This is a genomic window from Roseibium sediminicola, assembly GCF_023156505.1.
Taxonomy (GTDB): domain Bacteria; phylum Pseudomonadota; class Alphaproteobacteria; order Rhizobiales; family Stappiaceae; genus Roseibium; species Roseibium sediminicola.
The window spans coordinates 267,242-282,188 of sequence record NZ_JALNMJ010000001.1; the positions used below are offsets into that span (position 1 = coordinate 267,242).

Annotated in this window: 16 protein-coding genes; 5 read left to right on the forward strand and 11 right to left on the reverse strand. The window is 61.1% G+C overall.

The annotated features are described in order from the left end of the window. Nucleotides 1-186 precede the first annotated feature (186 nt). Nucleotides 187-1,464, forward strand: a complete 1,278-nt coding sequence (gene tyrS / locus M0H32_RS01180) for a tyrosine--tRNA ligase (protein ID WP_248149670.1) — start codon at nt 187-189, stop codon at nt 1,462-1,464. Between the two features lie 5 nt (nt 1,465-1,469). Here the strand turns inward: tyrS and M0H32_RS01185 are convergent, their stop codons facing one another. The 4 genes from M0H32_RS01185 to M0H32_RS01200 form a co-directional block, all read right to left on the reverse strand. Continuing rightward, entirely contained in the window at nt 1,470-2,021 is a 552-nt protein-coding gene (locus M0H32_RS01185) for a DUF4166 domain-containing protein (protein ID WP_248149672.1), read from the reverse strand. 298 nt (nt 2,022-2,319) lie between these two features. After that, nucleotides 2,320-2,535: a tautomerase family protein gene (locus M0H32_RS01190; protein ID WP_248149674.1), complete on the reverse strand. Its 216-nt coding sequence runs from the start codon at nt 2,533-2,535 to the stop codon at nt 2,320-2,322. A gap of 1 nt (nt 2,536) precedes the next feature. Then, nucleotides 2,537-2,920 (reverse strand): nuclear transport factor 2 family protein, encoded by a 384-nt coding sequence (locus M0H32_RS01195; RefSeq protein ID WP_248149677.1) that lies wholly within the window; start codon nt 2,918-2,920, stop codon nt 2,537-2,539. Beyond that, complete coding sequence (locus tag M0H32_RS01200) at nt 2,917-3,531, reverse strand: glutathione binding-like protein (protein ID WP_248149679.1); 615 nt, start codon at nt 3,529-3,531, stop codon at nt 2,917-2,919. The genes M0H32_RS01195 and M0H32_RS01200 overlap by 4 nt, the downstream gene beginning before the upstream one ends. A 156-nt stretch (nt 3,532-3,687) precedes the next feature. On the opposite strand from M0H32_RS01200, the gene M0H32_RS01205 reads away from it, so the two are divergent. From M0H32_RS01205 to M0H32_RS01215, 3 genes are all read left to right on the forward strand, one after another. Continuing rightward, a complete protein-coding gene (locus M0H32_RS01205; protein WP_248149681.1) occupies nt 3,688-3,825 on the forward strand; it encodes a hypothetical protein in 138 nt (45 codons plus the stop codon). Between the two features lie 181 nt (nt 3,826-4,006). Next, complete coding sequence (locus M0H32_RS01210) at nt 4,007-4,387, forward strand: winged helix-turn-helix transcriptional regulator (protein ID WP_248149683.1); 381 nt, start codon at nt 4,007-4,009, stop codon at nt 4,385-4,387. Between the two features lie 18 nt (nt 4,388-4,405). After that, nucleotides 4,406-5,122, forward strand: a complete 717-nt coding sequence (locus M0H32_RS01215; protein WP_248149686.1) for an alpha/beta fold hydrolase — start codon at nt 4,406-4,408, stop codon at nt 5,120-5,122. Nucleotides 5,123-5,422: 300 nt separating this feature from the next. Here the strand turns inward: M0H32_RS01215 and adh are convergent, their stop codons facing one another. From adh to M0H32_RS01245, 6 genes are all read right to left on the reverse strand, one after another. After that, complete coding sequence (gene adh, locus M0H32_RS01220; RefSeq protein WP_248149691.1) at nt 5,423-6,943, reverse strand: aldehyde dehydrogenase; 1,521 nt, start codon at nt 6,941-6,943, stop codon at nt 5,423-5,425. A 135-nt stretch (nt 6,944-7,078) separates the two neighbouring features. After that, complete coding sequence (locus tag M0H32_RS01225; RefSeq protein ID WP_248149694.1) at nt 7,079-8,029, reverse strand: GAF domain-containing protein; 951 nt, start codon at nt 8,027-8,029, stop codon at nt 7,079-7,081. 526 nt (nt 8,030-8,555) lie between these two features. After that, on the reverse strand, nt 8,556-9,641 hold the full coding sequence (locus M0H32_RS01230; protein WP_248149697.1) for a site-specific DNA-methyltransferase: 1,086 nt from the start codon (nt 9,639-9,641) through the stop codon (nt 8,556-8,558). Between the two features lie 185 nt (nt 9,642-9,826). After that, the gene (locus M0H32_RS01235) at nt 9,827-10,513 is read right to left on the reverse strand and encodes a DNA-3-methyladenine glycosylase I (protein ID WP_248149700.1); all 687 of its coding nucleotides are present in this window, start codon (nt 10,511-10,513) and stop codon (nt 9,827-9,829) included. A gap of 166 nt (nt 10,514-10,679) precedes the next feature. Next, nucleotides 10,680-11,486 (reverse strand): amino acid ABC transporter permease, encoded by an 807-nt coding sequence (locus tag M0H32_RS01240; protein ID WP_248149703.1) that lies wholly within the window; start codon nt 11,484-11,486, stop codon nt 10,680-10,682. A 117-nt stretch (nt 11,487-11,603) separates the two neighbouring features. Continuing rightward, complete coding sequence (locus tag M0H32_RS01245; RefSeq protein WP_248149704.1) at nt 11,604-12,404, reverse strand: transporter substrate-binding domain-containing protein; 801 nt, start codon at nt 12,402-12,404, stop codon at nt 11,604-11,606. A gap of 243 nt (nt 12,405-12,647) precedes the next feature. On the opposite strand from M0H32_RS01245, the gene M0H32_RS01250 reads away from it, so the two are divergent. Continuing rightward, on the forward strand, nt 12,648-14,156 hold the full coding sequence (locus M0H32_RS01250) for an AMP nucleosidase (protein ID WP_248149705.1): 1,509 nt from the start codon (nt 12,648-12,650) through the stop codon (nt 14,154-14,156). A 58-nt stretch (nt 14,157-14,214) separates the two neighbouring features. On the opposite strand, the gene bfr is transcribed toward M0H32_RS01250, so the two are convergent. Beyond that, nucleotides 14,215-14,700 carry a bacterioferritin gene (gene bfr / locus M0H32_RS01255; protein WP_248149706.1) on the reverse strand — a complete coding sequence of 162 codons (486 nt, stop codon included), beginning with the start codon at nt 14,698-14,700 and terminating at the stop codon, nt 14,215-14,217. Between the last annotated feature and the right edge of the window lie 247 nt (nt 14,701-14,947).

The following is a 14,947-nucleotide window of genomic DNA, read 5'->3' on the forward strand; positions in this document are numbered from 1 at the left end:
TCGCGCACATAAGCTGTCATGACCAAGATGAGCGCAGCCTTCGTATATTTTTATTACGTCACCGACATACCGGCGGCTGCGTAGGATCTTGTTCACCCGATAGACACCTAAAAAAGCCGCCGCGTCAGGCGGCTTTTTGGTTTCTAACCCGAGCTTCCTGGCGGGGGAAAACCAGGAAGCGGACCCATGACAAAACACATGATCGAAGCCGGCAAGCCGGCGACAAAACTCCGATCCGAAGCGCTCGCCGTGCTTCTGGAGCGCGGGCTCGTGCACCAGTGCACGGATATCGAGGCACTCGACGAAACCCTCTCGAAAGGCCCGATCACCGCCTATGCCGGTTTCGACGCCACCGCCGCCAGCCTCCATGTCGGCCACCTGATGCCGCTGATGACCATGCGCTGGCTGCAGAAGCTTGGCCACCGGCCGATCGTGGTGCTCGGCGGGGGCACCAGCCAGATCGGCGATCCGAGTTTCCGCAACGACGCGCGGCCTCTGCTGGAGGAGCGCCAGATCGCGGCGAACATCGCCACCATCCGCCGCTCGGTCGAACGGCTGGTGGACATGGAAGGTGAGGACGGCGCGCTTCTGGTCGACAATGCGGAGTGGCTGAATGAATTTCGCTTCCTGGAATTCCTCCGCGATTATGGCTCCCAGTTCACCGTCAACCGCATGATGACCTTCGACAGCGTCAAGTCACGCCTCGAGGCCCAGATGCCGCTGACCGTGCTGGAGTTCTGCTACATGATGCTGCAGGCCGTCGATTTCCTGGAACTCGCCAAACGGCACAATTGTTCCCTCCAGGTCGGCGGCTCCGACCAGTGGGGCAACATCGTCAACGGGGTTGAACTCGGCCGCCGCGACGGCCGAAAGCTGCATGGCCTGACCGTGCCGCTGCTCACCACCGCCAGCGGCGCCAAGATGGGCAAGACTGCTGCCGGTGCCGTCTGGCTGCATCCCGAACACCTGTCGCCTTTCGGCTTCTGGCAGTTCTGGCGCAACACCGCCGACGCGGATGTGGCGAGATTCCTGCGGCTCTTCACCGAGTTGCCGATGAGCGAGATCGACCGTCTGGCGGCGCTGGAAGGCGCGGAACTGAACGAGGCCAAGAAGATCCTGGCCACGCAGGTCACCGCCATCGTGCACGGGCCGGAAGAAGCCCGCGCGGCCCTGCAGCAGGGCGATGCGCTCTTTTCAGGCGAAGGCGAGATCCCGGAGCCGACCCACAGCCTGCCCCTGGCGCGTCTGGCCGAAGGCCTGGGCCTGCTGGAACTGGTCGTTGCCGTCGGTTTCGCCGGTTCCAACGGAGAGGCCCGGCGTCTGGTGGAAGGCGGCGGCGTCCGGCTCAACAACACCATCGTCGACGACCCGCGCCGCCGCATCGCCATTGGTGACCTGCAGGCAAATGATCGCCTGTCCGTCTCCGTCGGCCGCCGCCGCAAGGCACTGGTCGGGTTTGAGTAGGCGGATCAGGTTTCCGCAACGAGCTCGGCCGGTTCCAGCCAGCCATCATACCCGAAGACCTTCCCGATCAGCGGGAAGGTCACCTCTACCGAAAAGCGATAGCGCCCGTCCCGCACCCGCTCGTGTCCGATTGCGGTGGGGGCAAGGACCATCGGCACGGGGAGGGGGCCGAGAAACACTTTCTCCGGCGCCAAATCGATCCCTTCTTCAGAGGCGGTGACGCGCATCTTGAATGTGAAGGGGCCAAGCCGTTCCACCATGCAAGGGAAGGCCTCATCCGTGCCGGCGATCATGTCTGTTTGAAACGGCTGGCCGTCAAACCGCCGCGTCCAGCGCTCGCCGCCGTCAATCGGCGCGAACGTGGTCTCGACGACAACGTCCTTGCTGGCCTCCGGTAATCTTGCCAGACTGCAAATCAGACCCGCCGCCATGGTTTCACCTCGCGAGACATCCGCCTTGCCCCGCGCTACCCGGGCAAAGCTATGCATTTCCCGAATTTCCCGGGGGACCTGGTCGAAGTCAGCGCCAAGGATGGATTGGTAGAGTGTGCGGGTCATGCTGGATAACTCTGAGCGAAGCGTTGTTTCAAGTCAGAGCACTGATCGTCCGGATGCACAACCCTGACAAACTGCAGCGTCGCTTGACCAAAAAAGCCTTCGCACAGTTTCTTTCGTCATCCCATGGCTTGACCATGGGATCCATGCCGTTCCCTCTCGGCGTTTGTGGGGGCTTCGAGGGAAAGACATGAATTGCAGGGTCAGGCCCTGCAATGTCGAAGGGGGGGCCGGGAACGAACCTGGCCGGGTTTCTCGTTCCGGAGGAAGCCGGATCTCTCCGGCTCCTTCGGTTTCAAACTCAGTCCTGCTTCGCCAGCTGCCTTGCCCGGTATTCTTCCACGGGCAGGCCGCCGACGCCCCAGTTTTCCATCGCCACTTCCTCGATCACCACGAAGGTGGTCGCCGGGTTCTTGCCCAGAACGTCGACCAGCAGATCGGTCGCGCCCTTGATGAGCCGGGTCTTCTGCTCCGGCGTGACACCTTCCCGTGTCACCTGGATGTTGACGTAAGGCATGTCAGTTTCCTTCCTTGCGAGGTTTGATCTGGAAGACTTTCGCCATGATTTTCCAGTCTCCGTCCTCGCGGACAAAGGTCAGGAAATCGGTGAAGTCATTGGGGCCGATCGAGCAACGCACCCGCGCAAAGGCGGTGTTCTTGCCGGCGAACTGGATCTCGTCGATCACGTCCCTGCGCGCTTCGCCCCTGGAGGCGGGCGATTGCCTGGCGGCAACCACCGGCACATATTCCGCCATCGTGCGGTGGAGCAGGGGCGTCTCATCGGCGGTCGCGTAGACCGCCTTTGCATGAAACACCTTTTCAAGGAGATCCGTGTCGCAGTAATAGAGCGCGTCGAAATAGTCCGAGATCACCGACTGCAACTCTTCAAAGGGTGACGTCATGCGGCCAGCCCCTCTTCGGTCAGGGTCTTCTGCGCCGCCGGGCGGGCTCCGATCCGCGCCAGATAGGCCTTGGTCTTCGGCCAGGCGTCCAGGGACACGCCGATGAAATTGGTCCAGTTCAGGATCACGAAGGCATAGGCGTCGGCCACGGAGAACGTGTCGCCAAAGAGATAGTCGCCGCCCTTTTGCAGGAACGCGTCGAACTGGGTGAGCTTGGCGTCGAGCTTGCCCTGGAGCTCAGCCTTCTCCGCATCGGAAAAGTCCTTGCCGGAAAAATAGGGGCTGAACGCCTTGTGCAGCTCGGAGGAGAGAAAGCTCAACAGCTCAAGCAGACGGAACCGGTCGATCGGCAGGCCAGCCTTGTCGGACGAAAAGCCCGGATAATGCTCGCCCAGCCAATGCAGGATCGCGACATTCTCGGTCAGGATGTCGCCATTCTCGAATTGCAGCGCCGGCACATATCCGCGCGGATTGGTCTCGGCAAAGCGCGCCCCGGTCTCCGTCAGGCCCGCACTGGTGTCGACTTTCTCAAGGCTGTACTCCGCGCCGGCTTCGTTGAGCAGAAGATGCGCGGCCATGGAACAGGCACCGGGTTTATAGAACAGTTTCATTGGATAGCTCCGTCTCTGGTGTCGATGACCGGAAGGTGCACATTCGAGTTTCCATTGACAAGTAGGTTTCCATTGGTAACTTGCAGTATCGGGTTACCGCGCAGAAACCTGATGACCGGAGTGAAACCGGGGATTGGGAGGCAGGCGTTGTTGGGAATGAAACGAGAAGTGTTCGGTCACAGCGAGACAGGTGGTATCTCGTTTCTGAAGGCTGAGGTTGCCAACAAACCCGGTGTCACCCCGGACGAGCGCAGCGAGATCCGGGACCCACTCATCTCCAGAGCGCTGGCATAGGGGCAATCTGGCGAGACCAAATATGACCGGCTTCAACAAGGGGCGCTGCGAGTAGGCCCCGGATCTGCGCTTCGCTTGTCCGGGGTGGCACTCAGGCACAAACGTGCCGTCGTCCCGGCCGACAAATGAGACTAGACGCGACATGGGCTGTCGCCCAAAACCGGAAAAGAGAAACAGGAAAATGGCGCTGAAAGTCCGTAAGAACCAGAGTCCGAAGCCGCCGGAGCCCTGTCTGCTGACCGAATGCATGCAGGTGATTGCCGGGGCCTGGGCGCCGAATGTGATCTGGAGCCTGCGCGCCGGGCCGCGCCGCTTCAACGAGTTGAAGATCGACATTCCGCCGGTTTCCGGCAAGGTCCTGTCCGCGCGCCTCTCCGAGCTGGAACAGCGCGGCGTGCTGCTGCGCCATGTCCGCCCGACCTCGCCGCCCTCGGTCGAATATGAACTGACCGATCTCGGCCACGAACTGATCCCGGCGCTTGAGGCAATTGTCGAAGTCGGTCACAAGCTGAAAGAGCGCCGCGATTTCCAGCAGGCGGCCGGCGTCGTCGCCGCGGAATAGGCCGGACGGGGAGGGGCAATGCCGGGATCGAAAACCTTTGTGCTCGTGCATGGCGTCTGGCATGGCGGCTGGTGCTGGGCGCGTGTGGCGGACATCCTGCGGGCCCGCAGCCACCGGGTCACGACACCGACCCAGACCGGACTTGGTGAGCGCGCGCACCTTCTCGCTGCCGACATCACCATCCAGACCTTTGTCGAGGACATCGTCCGCCATCTGCATTGCGAGGATCTGAAAGACGTTATCCTGGTCGGCCACAGTTTCGGCGGCATACCGGTCACCGGTGCCGCCGACAGAGTTCCCGAACGGATTGGCAAGCTTGTCTATCTGGACGCGATCATGCTGGAAAGCGGCGAGACATGGTTTGATCTGCTGCCTCCGGAACTTGCCGCCGACCGCAAGGCCTTGGCCGAAACATCGAGCGGCGGCCTCAGTCTGCCACCGGCCCCGCCGGAAAGCTTCGGCGTGACCCGGCCGGAAGATGTCGCGTTTCTGCAGCCGCGCCTGACCCCGCATCCCTTCCGGACCTTTACGACATCGCTGGATCTGAAACACCCAGTCGGAAATGGCCTCCCGGCCCACTACATCCAATGCACCGATCCGCCCTATGCACCGGCGAAAGTCGCTCTGGAACGCGCAATTTGCCATGGCTGGCCGGTCTCAAAGATCGCGACGGGCCACGATGCCATGGTGACGGAGCCCGAGGTGCTGGCGGATCTTCTGGAAGAGATTTCCTGACGCTTTGACACCAATCCCTCCAACGTCATCCCGGCCAAGCGCAGCGCGAGCCGGGACCGGGGAGCCACAGGACTTTGGTGCAAATATACCCAACAGATCGGAGCACTTGGCTCTCCGATCCAGGATCTTCGCTGCGCTGCGTCCGGGATGACGACGGATGGGTGTGTTGGAAAAAGGGCGGCCTCTTTCGAGACCGCCCAAGACACTGCCCAGTCAATCGGGTAACGCGGCAGCGAGGACCAGCCTGTCTTCAAGTTCGGCACATGGAGGCAGCCAGACTGGTCACTGGTAGCAGGGCTCTTAAAAGAACCCGAGCTTGTTCGGGTTGTAGCTGACCAGCATGTTCTTGGTCTGCTGGTAGTGGTCGAGCATCATCTTGTGGGTCTCGCGGCCGATGCCCGACTGCTTGTAACCGCCAAAGGCCGCATGGGCCGGGTAGGCGTGGTAATTGTTGACCCAGACGCGGCCCGCTTCGATGGCGCGGCCGAAGCGGTAGCAGCGGTTGGCATCGCGCGACCACACACCGGCGCCGAGGCCGTACATGGTGTCATTGGCAATCGCGAGCGCTTCCGTTTCGTCCTTGAAGGTGGTGACGGAGACGACCGGGCCGAAGATCTCCTCCTGGAACACCCGCATCTTGTTGTGGCCTTTCAGGATGGTCGGCTGGATGTAGAAGCCGCCTTCCAGATCGCCATCGAACTTCGCTTCCGCGCCGCCGCAGAGAACTTCCGCGCCTTCCTCGACGCCGATGGTGAGGTAGGAGAGGATCTTGTCCTGCTGCTCGCGGCTCGCCTGGGCGCCGACCATGGTGTCAAGCGCGCGCGGGTCGCCCTGCTTGATCGCCTTCACACGCGCGATTGCCCGCTCGATGAATGCCTCGTAGATGTCTTCCTGGATCAGGGCGCGGCTCGGGCAGGTGCAGACCTCGCCCTGGTTGAAGGCGAACAGCACGAAGCCCTCGATGGCCTTGTCGAGGAACGCATCGTCTTCGCGCATGACATCGGAGAAGAAGATGTTCGGCGACTTGCCGCCGAGCTCCAGCGTCACCGGGATCAGGTTTTCCGTGGCGTATTGCATGATCATCCGGCCGGTCTGGGTCGAGCCGGTGAAGGCGATCTTGGCGATGCGCTTGGATTTTGCCAGCGGCGCGCCGACTTCGGCGCCATAGCCGTTGACGATGTTGAGCACGCCATCCGGCAGAAGGTCGGCGATCAGTTCTGCCAGAACCATGATCGCCGCAGGGGTCTGCTCGGCCGGTTTCAGCACCACGCAATTGCCGGCCGCCAGCGCCGGCGCCAGTTTCCAGGCGGCCATCAGGATCGAGAAGTTCCACGGGATGATCTGGCCGACCACGCCGAGCGGCTCATGGAAGTGATAGGCGATCGTGTCGGCGTCGATTTCCGACATGGAGCCTTCCTGGCCGCGCAGCACGCCCGCGAAATAGCGGAAGTGGTCGACGGAAAGAGGAATGTCGGCTGCCGTGGTTTCACGGATCGGCTTGCCGTTGTCCCAGGTCTCCGCCATGGCAAGGAGATCGAGATTGGCTTCCATCCGGTCGGCGATCTTCAGAAGGATGTTGGCCCGTTCGGCCGCCGGTGTCCGGCCCCAGCCGTCCTTGGCGGCATGGGCGGCGTCGAGCGCGAGCTCGACATCGGCCGCGTCGGAACGGGCAACGTCACAGACCGGCAGGCCGGAGATTGGTGTGATGTTGGAAAAATAGCGGCCATTGACCGGGGCAACGAATGTGCCGCCGATGAAATTGTCATAGCGGGCCTTGAAGGGAGACGCGGTGTCGGCCGCGATCTTGGGCATCTGGTTCATGGAGTTCCTCCTCGTGTGTCCCGGTCCTCCACCGGGGATGAGGAGAGAGTGACGAAGCTTTGGTGTCGGGCACAGAGGGGGGACGGCGATGACAGACCCAATGTGTCTCAGCTCTGAGACACGAATAGGGCCTGATCAGTTGTCGCCGATGCCGAGCCGTTTCATGCGCCGGTAAAGGGTTGCGCGGCCAACACCAAGACCGCGCGCGGCTTCCGAAACATTGCCCTTGGCCCGGGCGAGCGCGCGCATCACCGCGGCCCGTTCCGCCTTTTCAAAGCCGGTCGGGCCGTCCTCGCGCCCCAGCAGGTCCGAGGCGGGCATCGGGGTCAGCGGTCCATAAGCGCCAAGTCCGAAGGCCTTGCGGGCGCCGCGCGTCGCACCGATGACGATATCGTCGGCATCGACCGCCAGCAGCATGGCAGCTTCGGTCGAATCCTTTTCTGCATAGACGATGCGGCTGCCGGAAAAGGCCGCGCGGAACGTGTCCACTTCGATCTGCCTTGCCGTCTGGGCGACCATGGCGGCAATCAGCCGGTTGAACGCCTCGGTCTGGTCGGAGCGGGCGGACGAGACGTCCAGCGCACCGGCAATGTGACCGTCAGGCGCGTAGATCGGCGCATCCATGCAGCTCATGGCAACGTTGCGGGCCAGAAAGTGCTCGTCGCGGTGCACGATCACGTTCCGCTCTTCCGCGATGCAAGTGCCGACGCCGTTGGTGCCGACAGAGGCCTCGCTCCAGTCGGTTCCCTGGGCCAGGCCCCAGTGTTCGAAGGCATCCTGGTCCGCTGCCGTGCAGCGCTGATCGAGGATCACGCCTTCGGCATCGGTCAGGACAACGGTGCAGCCGGACTGGCCGACCAGCCCGAACAGCTGGTCCAGCTTCGGTGCCGCGATCTGCAGGAGCGAGCCGGTCCTGTCGCGGCGCTGGCGCAGCTGACTGCCGTCAACACGCGAAGGCGCGCTTTCCTCTCCCGGATGCAGGCCATGGCGTTCGATCGATCGGCGCCATGACGCCGCGATCCGCGAGACGGCCGGCGCCGAACGCGATTCCACGGTTCTGAAGACGGTTTCTACATGTTCTTTCATGTCAGCGTTTTCGGCCGAAAGGCTAGGCTGTAGTGACAAATTAACGACTGGCATCGTTGGAGTCAGGATCGTTCCTGAACAGGCGGAAAGCGCAAGGAAGTGCAGCGCACTTTCGAGCATTTCCAACGCCTTCAGGGACGATCCTGGCCCAACCCCGAAGGGGCCGTCCGACAATTGGGTCAATTCCGCGTCGCATGTCGTCGAATATGCCCCGCATGTCCGTCCTCCATGCTCCTTGAAATGACCCAATTCTCGGGCGGCGCTGCCAATCGTTAATGTGTCACTACAGCCTTGAGCCCCTTGATCCGCTCCTCCCAGAACGCGTCAAAGATCCGGCAGGATGGCCGGGGCGCACGGGATTTACAAGCGGCTTGGTTTACCGGCAAGGCGATGTGTCCCAGGAATGAGACAGTTCCGGAGCTGGTTTTGACGCCACAAAGAAAAAAGCCCCGCCTCCTTTTCTGGGAGACGGGGCTGAAGTCTGATTTCGCGGGGATCGCGAAGGTCGCTTCTTGAAAACGCCTGCTTATGCCTGCAGGCGGGATCTGATTTCCTTGCGGAGTTCATCGATCGGCGCTTTCTTGGCGCCGTCCATCGTGTGCCAGAAGGTCCAGCCGTTGCAGGCCTCTTGGCCCTGGACCAGGGCGCCGACCTTGTGGATCGAGCCGGTGTGGTCGCCGGATTTGAGCGAACCGTCGGCGCGCACCACGGCCAGGTGCTTACCCTTCGAACAGGTCAGTTCCGTGCCCGGTTCCAGAAGCCCGCTTTCCAGCAGCGTGCCGAAGGGGATGCGTTTCTGGGCGCGTTTGCCCTGATGCATTTCCAGAGCGCTGGCATCGCCGGTCTCGATGGCATCGATCCGCGCGGTCGCGGCGTCGATATAGTCCTGTTCGCGCTCCACGCCGACATAGTTGCGGCCGAGTTTCTTGGCGACGGCGCCAGTGGTGCCGGTGCCGAAGAACGGGTCGAGCACGACGTCGCCGGGTTTGGACGAGGCGGTCAGCACCCGGTAGAGCAGGGATTCCGGCTTTTGGGTCGGATGTACCTTCTGGCCCTGCTTGTCCTTCAGCCGCTCGGCGCCCGTGCACAGCGGCAGGTGCCAATCAGAGCGCATCTGCAGGTCTTCGTTGAAAACCTTCAGGGCGTCGTAATTGAAGGTCGGCTTGGCGTCCTTGGATTTCGTTGCCCAGATCATGGTCTCGTGCGCATTGGTGAATCGTTTGCCGCGAAAGTTCGGCATCGGGTTCGACTTCAGCCAGACGATGTCGTTCATGATCCAGAAGCCGAGATCCTGCAGGATCGCGCCAACACGGAAGATGTTGTGATAGGAGCCGATCACATATAGCGAGCCGTCAGGCTTCATCACCCGGCGGACCGCCAGCAGCCACGCCCGGGTAAAGGCGTCATAGGCCTCGAAGCTCTCGAACTGGTCCCAGTGATCGTCGCAGGCATCCACCTTCGACTGGTCCGGCCGGTGCAGGTCACCGCCCAGCTGGAGATTGTAGGGCGGATCCGCAAAGACCAGGTCGATCGACCGGGACGGCAGCTTCTCAAGGGCGGCCACGCAGTCGCCCTTCAGGATCGTGTTCATCCAGGAAGCAGATGCTTCCATCTCATTTGATAGGCGGGGTGCCGCGAAGGACACCCCGGTACGCAGTACACTCATTGCGACGCAATACCTCACGCAATTTCGAGTGTCATGGTTACCGGGTTTGGTAAATCAGCGGTTAAATGCTGAAAACAAAAATTCCCTTTGAATCAAGGCTTTGTTTACAATCGTAAAAGCTGAATGAGAGGTTAATGACCTGTTCCGACCGAAAAGGCCAGAATTCTGCTGATTTCATTCAGGGGACGACCGGAAGTTGCGCGCCATTCGTTAAAGGCGGCCTGAATCGCAGTCAGATTTTTTTTCGACATGCGATCGTTCTCAATGACATTTTCGCGGATCAGGGCATTAACCACGTCACCGGAGAGCACGAAACTTTCCTTGCCCATGAAGCGCAGGGCGATTTGCCCGGTATTGCCGCCGAGCCGGTTGCCGCGTTTCTTCAAGGTCTCCATCAGGCCGATCTGGTCGGTAACCGGGTAGTGCGCAAAGAACTTCGCCGCGCTGCCGTGTTCGGCCGCCAGGTCTTTCAGAAAGATCGCGTTGTCCTGGACGGATTTGATCTTGGCGCCATTGCGCACGATGCGAGTGTCCTTCAGCAGGGCTTCGAAGGCTTCATCGGGCAAAAAGGCGAGGCGGGCGACATCGAAGCCTTCGAATGCCTCCTCAAAGCCCGGCCATTTCTGGTCGATCACCTTCCAGCTGAAACCGGCCTGAAAGACGCAGCGTGTGAACATGGACAGCCAGCGGTCGTCGCCGAGTTGTTCCAGCTCCTCGGGAGACTTTGGAGCGTTGTGCTCGGCCAGAAGGTTCTGGAGGGCTTCAGTCCCGCCCTTCTTTTCCATGGCGAGGGCTTCGATCTCTTCAAAAGAACGCATGCGGGAACACTCCAAAAGAGGTCGTCATCCCGGACGCAGCGAAGCGAAGATCCGGGATCGGAGAGCCCGTGAGCCTGCTGTGTCCATTCAAGGCCCTCGGCTCCCCCGTCCCGGCTCGCGCCGCCGTTGGCCGGGATGACGACGGATTGTTTTTCTGGAAGAAACCTTAGCGGTCCGGAAGCTGTCTTGTCCGTTCAAATTTGCGCAGGGCCAGCGAAAGCGTGATCGTCATCATCAGGTAGATCAGCGCGACAACGTTGTAGGTCTCGAAATAGCGGAACGACCCGGCGGAATAGACCTTGCCGAGCTGGGTGACGTCCGTAACGCCGAGCACGGAAACCAGCGAACTGTCCTTGATCAGGGCGACGAAATCATTGCCGAGCGGCGGCAGGATGGTTTTCAGGGCCTGCGGGAAGATGATCAGGCGGAAGCGCAGCCAGCGGTTCATGCCGAGCGCCTCGGCCGCCTCGATCTGGCCGGTATCGACCGCCTGGATGCCGGCCCGGAAGACCTCGGCGATGAAGGCCGAATATCCGATGGTGAGGGCAAGCACCGCGCGCCAGAGCAGCGGAAAGTCGCGGGTGCGCACCGTGCCGAGGCCAAGCGGCTCAAGCAGCGCGTTGAGGCCGGCGACGATCAGCGGCGTGGCGACGAAGGCGATATAGAGCAGCAACACCAGGATCGGCAGGCCGCGCACGATCTCGATATAGAAGCGGGCGCTCTGCCGTAACAGGACCGAGCCTGACAGCGATGCCAGCGCTAGCAGCAACCCGATCAGCGATGCCAGAAAGAATGCCACCAGCGTGACGAAGATTGTCACCCAGACCCCGCGCGACACGGTCGCCATCACCTGGCTGTAAATGTCGTTGGTCGCGATCTGGACCAGCAGGAACACCGCAATGCCGACAGCGAGCACCAACCAATAGGGAAAATCCTGTTTCGGCGCGCCGGTCTGGGTCTTGCTGGTGAACATGGGCTGACTTGAGGCTGGAGGAAAAGGAAGGTGAAACAAAAGGGCCGCTACCCGGACCTTTGCCCGGATAGCGGCCATGATGCGTAATGTCCAGCCAAGCGTGGCCGGAAAGAGGGCTTACTGGCCGGCTTTGTAGTCGAAGAACCACTTCTTGTTCAGTGCATCCAGCGTTCCGTCCGCGCGCATGCTGGCGATGGCGGCGTTGAACGGCGCGACCATGTCGGAGCCCTTGGCGAAGATGAAGCCGAAATCTTCCGAGCCCATCGGCTCGCCGATCAGCTTGAACGTGTCCGGATTGGTGGCGACATAACCCTGGCCACCGGTGCTGTCGGTCAGCACAAGATCGACATCGCCCGATTTCAGGGCCTGGACCGCGGCGCCGAAGGTTTCGAACAGCTTGATGCGCGGGTTGGCTTCATCGCCGTCCAGAACCTCATAGACGGTGACATAGAAGGGTGTGGTGCCCGGCTGGGCGCCGGCCAGGAAGTCGGCATTCGCGGCGAAGGACTTCGGATCGGTGAAGCGGTCCTCGTCGGCACGTACGAGCATGAACATCTCGGAACGCATGTAGGGATCCGAAAAGTCGACCTGTTCCGCCCGGTCCGCCTTGATGGTGATGCCGTTCATGGCAAGGTCATATTCGCCGGCGGAAATGGCCGGGATCATGGCGTCCCAGGAGACATTCTCGAAGGTGACCTTGGCATTCAGGCGCTTGGCGATCTCGGCAATGGCGTCATATTCCCAGCCGATGGCATCGCCTGTCTTCGGGTTGACAAATTGCAGCGGCGGATAGGTGTTTTCGGAGGCGATCACGATCTCCTTGCCGCCGAGGTCCGGCAGATCGTCTGCCTGGGCCGTGAGGCCCGCGCCGATCAGGGAGGAGAAGGCGACCGCGAGGGTCAGGATGGCGTTTTTCATGGGAAACTCCTGGTCAAAATTCTGGAGGACTTTAACGGTTCCCCGGGTCCGGGAAAAGACCGTGTTGTTGCATCAGTGTTCGCAAGAGCGCTTTCCGACCAATTGGAGTCATTTGACCGGAAAACGCTCTAGGTGCAGAAATTTTCTCCCTGCGAAAAAAAATTCAAAAACTGCTGCTAGATCTATTGACCAAATCAAGACTTGGCGGGACTGTTGGCTCATAACAACAATAAGGAGACGTTCATGTCCAATTCCACCACCAATCCATTTCAACCGGCTCCGCGCCGCGTGCGGCTGGCGCCGTCGCATCCGCTGGAAGTGTTCACGGACGCGACCAAGGCGGTCGACCGGCTGATCGAGATTTTTGAAGCCAACACCGCGTTTCTGCGTGATCACTTTCAGAACCTTCTGGAGGGCAAGGCGCTCGAGGGGCGCTTCCGCGCGTTTTACCCCCAGGTCCGGATCGTAACCGACAGCCACATCCGTCTCGACAGCCGCCTGTCCTACGGCTTCGTTTCCAGGCCCGGCACCCATGCGTCGACGATCACGCGGCCGGACCTCTTCCGAAACTACCTGATCACCCAGCTGTCGCTTCTGATGAAGAATCACGACGTGCCGATCCTGATCGGCGACAGCGACATGCCGATCCCGCTGCATTTTGCCTTCTATGACGGCACCCATGTGGAAGGCGGCGCGGCCGCCGCCAATCTCGACCAGCCGCTGGCCGATACGTTCGATCTGCCTGACCTGACGGTGATGGACGACAGCATCGCCAACGGCACCTATGATCCGGCGGACGGCGTGATGCCGCTGGCCTCGTTCACAGCACCGCGGGTCGATTATTCCCTGCACCGGCTGCAGCACTACACAGCCACCCGGGCCGAACACTTCCAGAACTACGTGCTTTTCACGAACTACCAGTTCTATATCGATGAATTCTGCCGCATGTCGAAGGAGCTGCTGCTGCAGCCGGACAGCGGCTATGAGGCTTTTGTCTCGCCCGGCAACATCGTGATCGAGGCCGGCCAGGACCAGTCGGACGTCGAAGAGCTGGGCAAACTGCCGCAAATGCCGGCCTATCACCTGAAACGGAAAGACGGCAGCGGCATCACCATGGTCAATATCGGCGTCGGTCCGTCCAATGCCAAGACGATCACCGACCACATCGCGGTGCTGCGCCCGCATGTCTGGCTGATGCTCGGTCACTGCGCGGGTCTCCGGAACAGCCAGACCCTCGGCGATTATGTGCTCGCCCATGGTTATGTGCGCGACGACAATGTGCTCAACCAGGACCTGCCGGTCTGGGTGCCGATCCCGCCGCTCGCCGAAGTCCAGGTCGCGCTGGAAGACGCAGTCTCCGAGATCACCGGCATTGACGGTTACGAACTCAAGCGGGTGATGCGCACCGGCACGGTAGTCTCGCTCGACAACCGCAACTGGGAGCTCTGGGACCAGCCGGAACTGGTTAAGCGCTTCTCCCAGTCACGCGCGATCGCGCTCGACATGGAATCGGCGACGATCGCCGCCAACGGCTTCCGCTTCCGCGTGCCCTACGGAACGCTCCTGTGCATTTCGGACAAGCCGCTCCACGGCGAACTCAAACTCCCGGGCATGGCGACGGATTTCTACAAGCGCCAGGTCGCGCAGCATCTGCAGATCGGCATTCGGGCAATGGAGAAGATGCGCGACATGACTGCGGAACGCCTGCATTCCCGCAAGCTTCGCAGCTTCGCGGAAACGGCGTTTCAGTAGCGCAAACAAAAAAGCGCGGCCACAAGCCGCGCTTTTTCAATGCGAATTGTCGGAAACCTTATTCGGCTTCGTCCGCCGGGGCGGCGTTCAGCATGCCGTAACGCTCGACGCCGATCTTTTCCAGAAGCTCCAGCTGCGTCTCCAGGAAGTCGATATGGCCTTCCTCGTCCGTCAACAGCTGCTCGAACAGCGCCATGGAAACGTAGTCACCTTCCTCACGGCAGATTTCGCGGGATTTGGAATAAGAGGTGCGGGCGTCATATTCGCCGGCAAGGTCGGATTCCAGCACTTCCTTGATGTTTTGGCCGATGCGCAGAGGCGCGACCTTCTGCATGTTCGGATGGCCTTCCAGGAAAATGATCCGGTCGACGATCTTGTCCGCGTGCTGCATTTCCTCGATGGATTCCTCACGCTCCTTTTTGGCAAGACGGGCATAGCCCCAGTCGGCGAGGAGGCGGTAGTGCAGCCAGTACTGGTTGATCGCGCCCAGCTCCAGGAACAGGGCTTCGTTCAGACGTTCAATAACTTTTTCATTGCCCTTCATGACAAGGCCTCCTTGAGAAATAGGTTGCCACTTTAGAACTGTTCTAGTTTACGTGTCCAGTAGCCATTCGGATTTGGCGACGGCAATTCAGCGCACATTCCCATTCCATCCGTTTCCGATAAATGCAAGCGGGGATTGGGTTGGCGGAACGCCAATTTGATCATAACGGCTCTGGAAGCAGCTCCGGCGGGTCAGAAAAAGGGCGCGGTCCCTCAAGGAGACCGCGCCGTCGGCGGGTACGTTTCGG

What these genes read in the sequence shown, in the direction of transcription:
- adh (WP_248149691.1), bottom strand. Translation starts at nt 6,943, where the DNA reads ATGAACCAGATGCCCAAGATCGCGGCCGACACCGCGTCTCCCTTCAAG.
- M0H32_RS01230 (WP_248149697.1), bottom strand. Translation starts at nt 9,641, where the DNA reads ATGGAAGCATCTGCTTCCTGGATGAACACGATCCTGAAGGGCGACTGC.
- M0H32_RS01245 (WP_248149704.1), bottom strand. Translation starts at nt 12,404, where the DNA reads ATGAAAAACGCCATCCTGACCCTCGCGGTCGCCTTCTCCTCCCTGATC.
- M0H32_RS01200 (WP_248149679.1), bottom strand. Translation starts at nt 3,531, where the DNA reads ATGAAACTGTTCTATAAACCCGGTGCCTGTTCCATGGCCGCGCATCTT.
- M0H32_RS01235 (WP_248149700.1), bottom strand. Translation starts at nt 10,513, where the DNA reads ATGCGTTCTTTTGAAGAGATCGAAGCCCTCGCCATGGAAAAGAAGGGC.
- bfr (WP_248149706.1), bottom strand. Translation starts at nt 14,700, where the DNA reads ATGAAGGGCAATGAAAAAGTTATTGAACGTCTGAACGAAGCCCTGTTC.
- M0H32_RS01185 (WP_248149672.1), bottom strand. Translation starts at nt 2,021, where the DNA reads ATGACCCGCACACTCTACCAATCCATCCTTGGCGCTGACTTCGACCAG.
- M0H32_RS01205 (WP_248149681.1), top strand. Translation starts at nt 3,688, where the DNA reads ATGAAACGAGAAGTGTTCGGTCACAGCGAGACAGGTGGTATCTCGTTT.
- M0H32_RS01215 (WP_248149686.1), top strand. Translation starts at nt 4,406, where the DNA reads ATGCCGGGATCGAAAACCTTTGTGCTCGTGCATGGCGTCTGGCATGGC.
- M0H32_RS01225 (WP_248149694.1), bottom strand. Translation starts at nt 8,029, where the DNA reads ATGAAAGAACATGTAGAAACCGTCTTCAGAACCGTGGAATCGCGTTCG.
- tyrS (WP_248149670.1), top strand. Translation starts at nt 187, where the DNA reads ATGACAAAACACATGATCGAAGCCGGCAAGCCGGCGACAAAACTCCGA.
- M0H32_RS01195 (WP_248149677.1), bottom strand. Translation starts at nt 2,920, where the DNA reads ATGACGTCACCCTTTGAAGAGTTGCAGTCGGTGATCTCGGACTATTTC.
- M0H32_RS01190 (WP_248149674.1), bottom strand. Translation starts at nt 2,535, where the DNA reads ATGCCTTACGTCAACATCCAGGTGACACGGGAAGGTGTCACGCCGGAG.
- M0H32_RS01250 (WP_248149705.1), top strand. Translation starts at nt 12,648, where the DNA reads ATGTCCAATTCCACCACCAATCCATTTCAACCGGCTCCGCGCCGCGTG.
- M0H32_RS01210 (WP_248149683.1), top strand. Translation starts at nt 4,007, where the DNA reads ATGGCGCTGAAAGTCCGTAAGAACCAGAGTCCGAAGCCGCCGGAGCCC.
- M0H32_RS01240 (WP_248149703.1), bottom strand. Translation starts at nt 11,486, where the DNA reads ATGTTCACCAGCAAGACCCAGACCGGCGCGCCGAAACAGGATTTTCCC.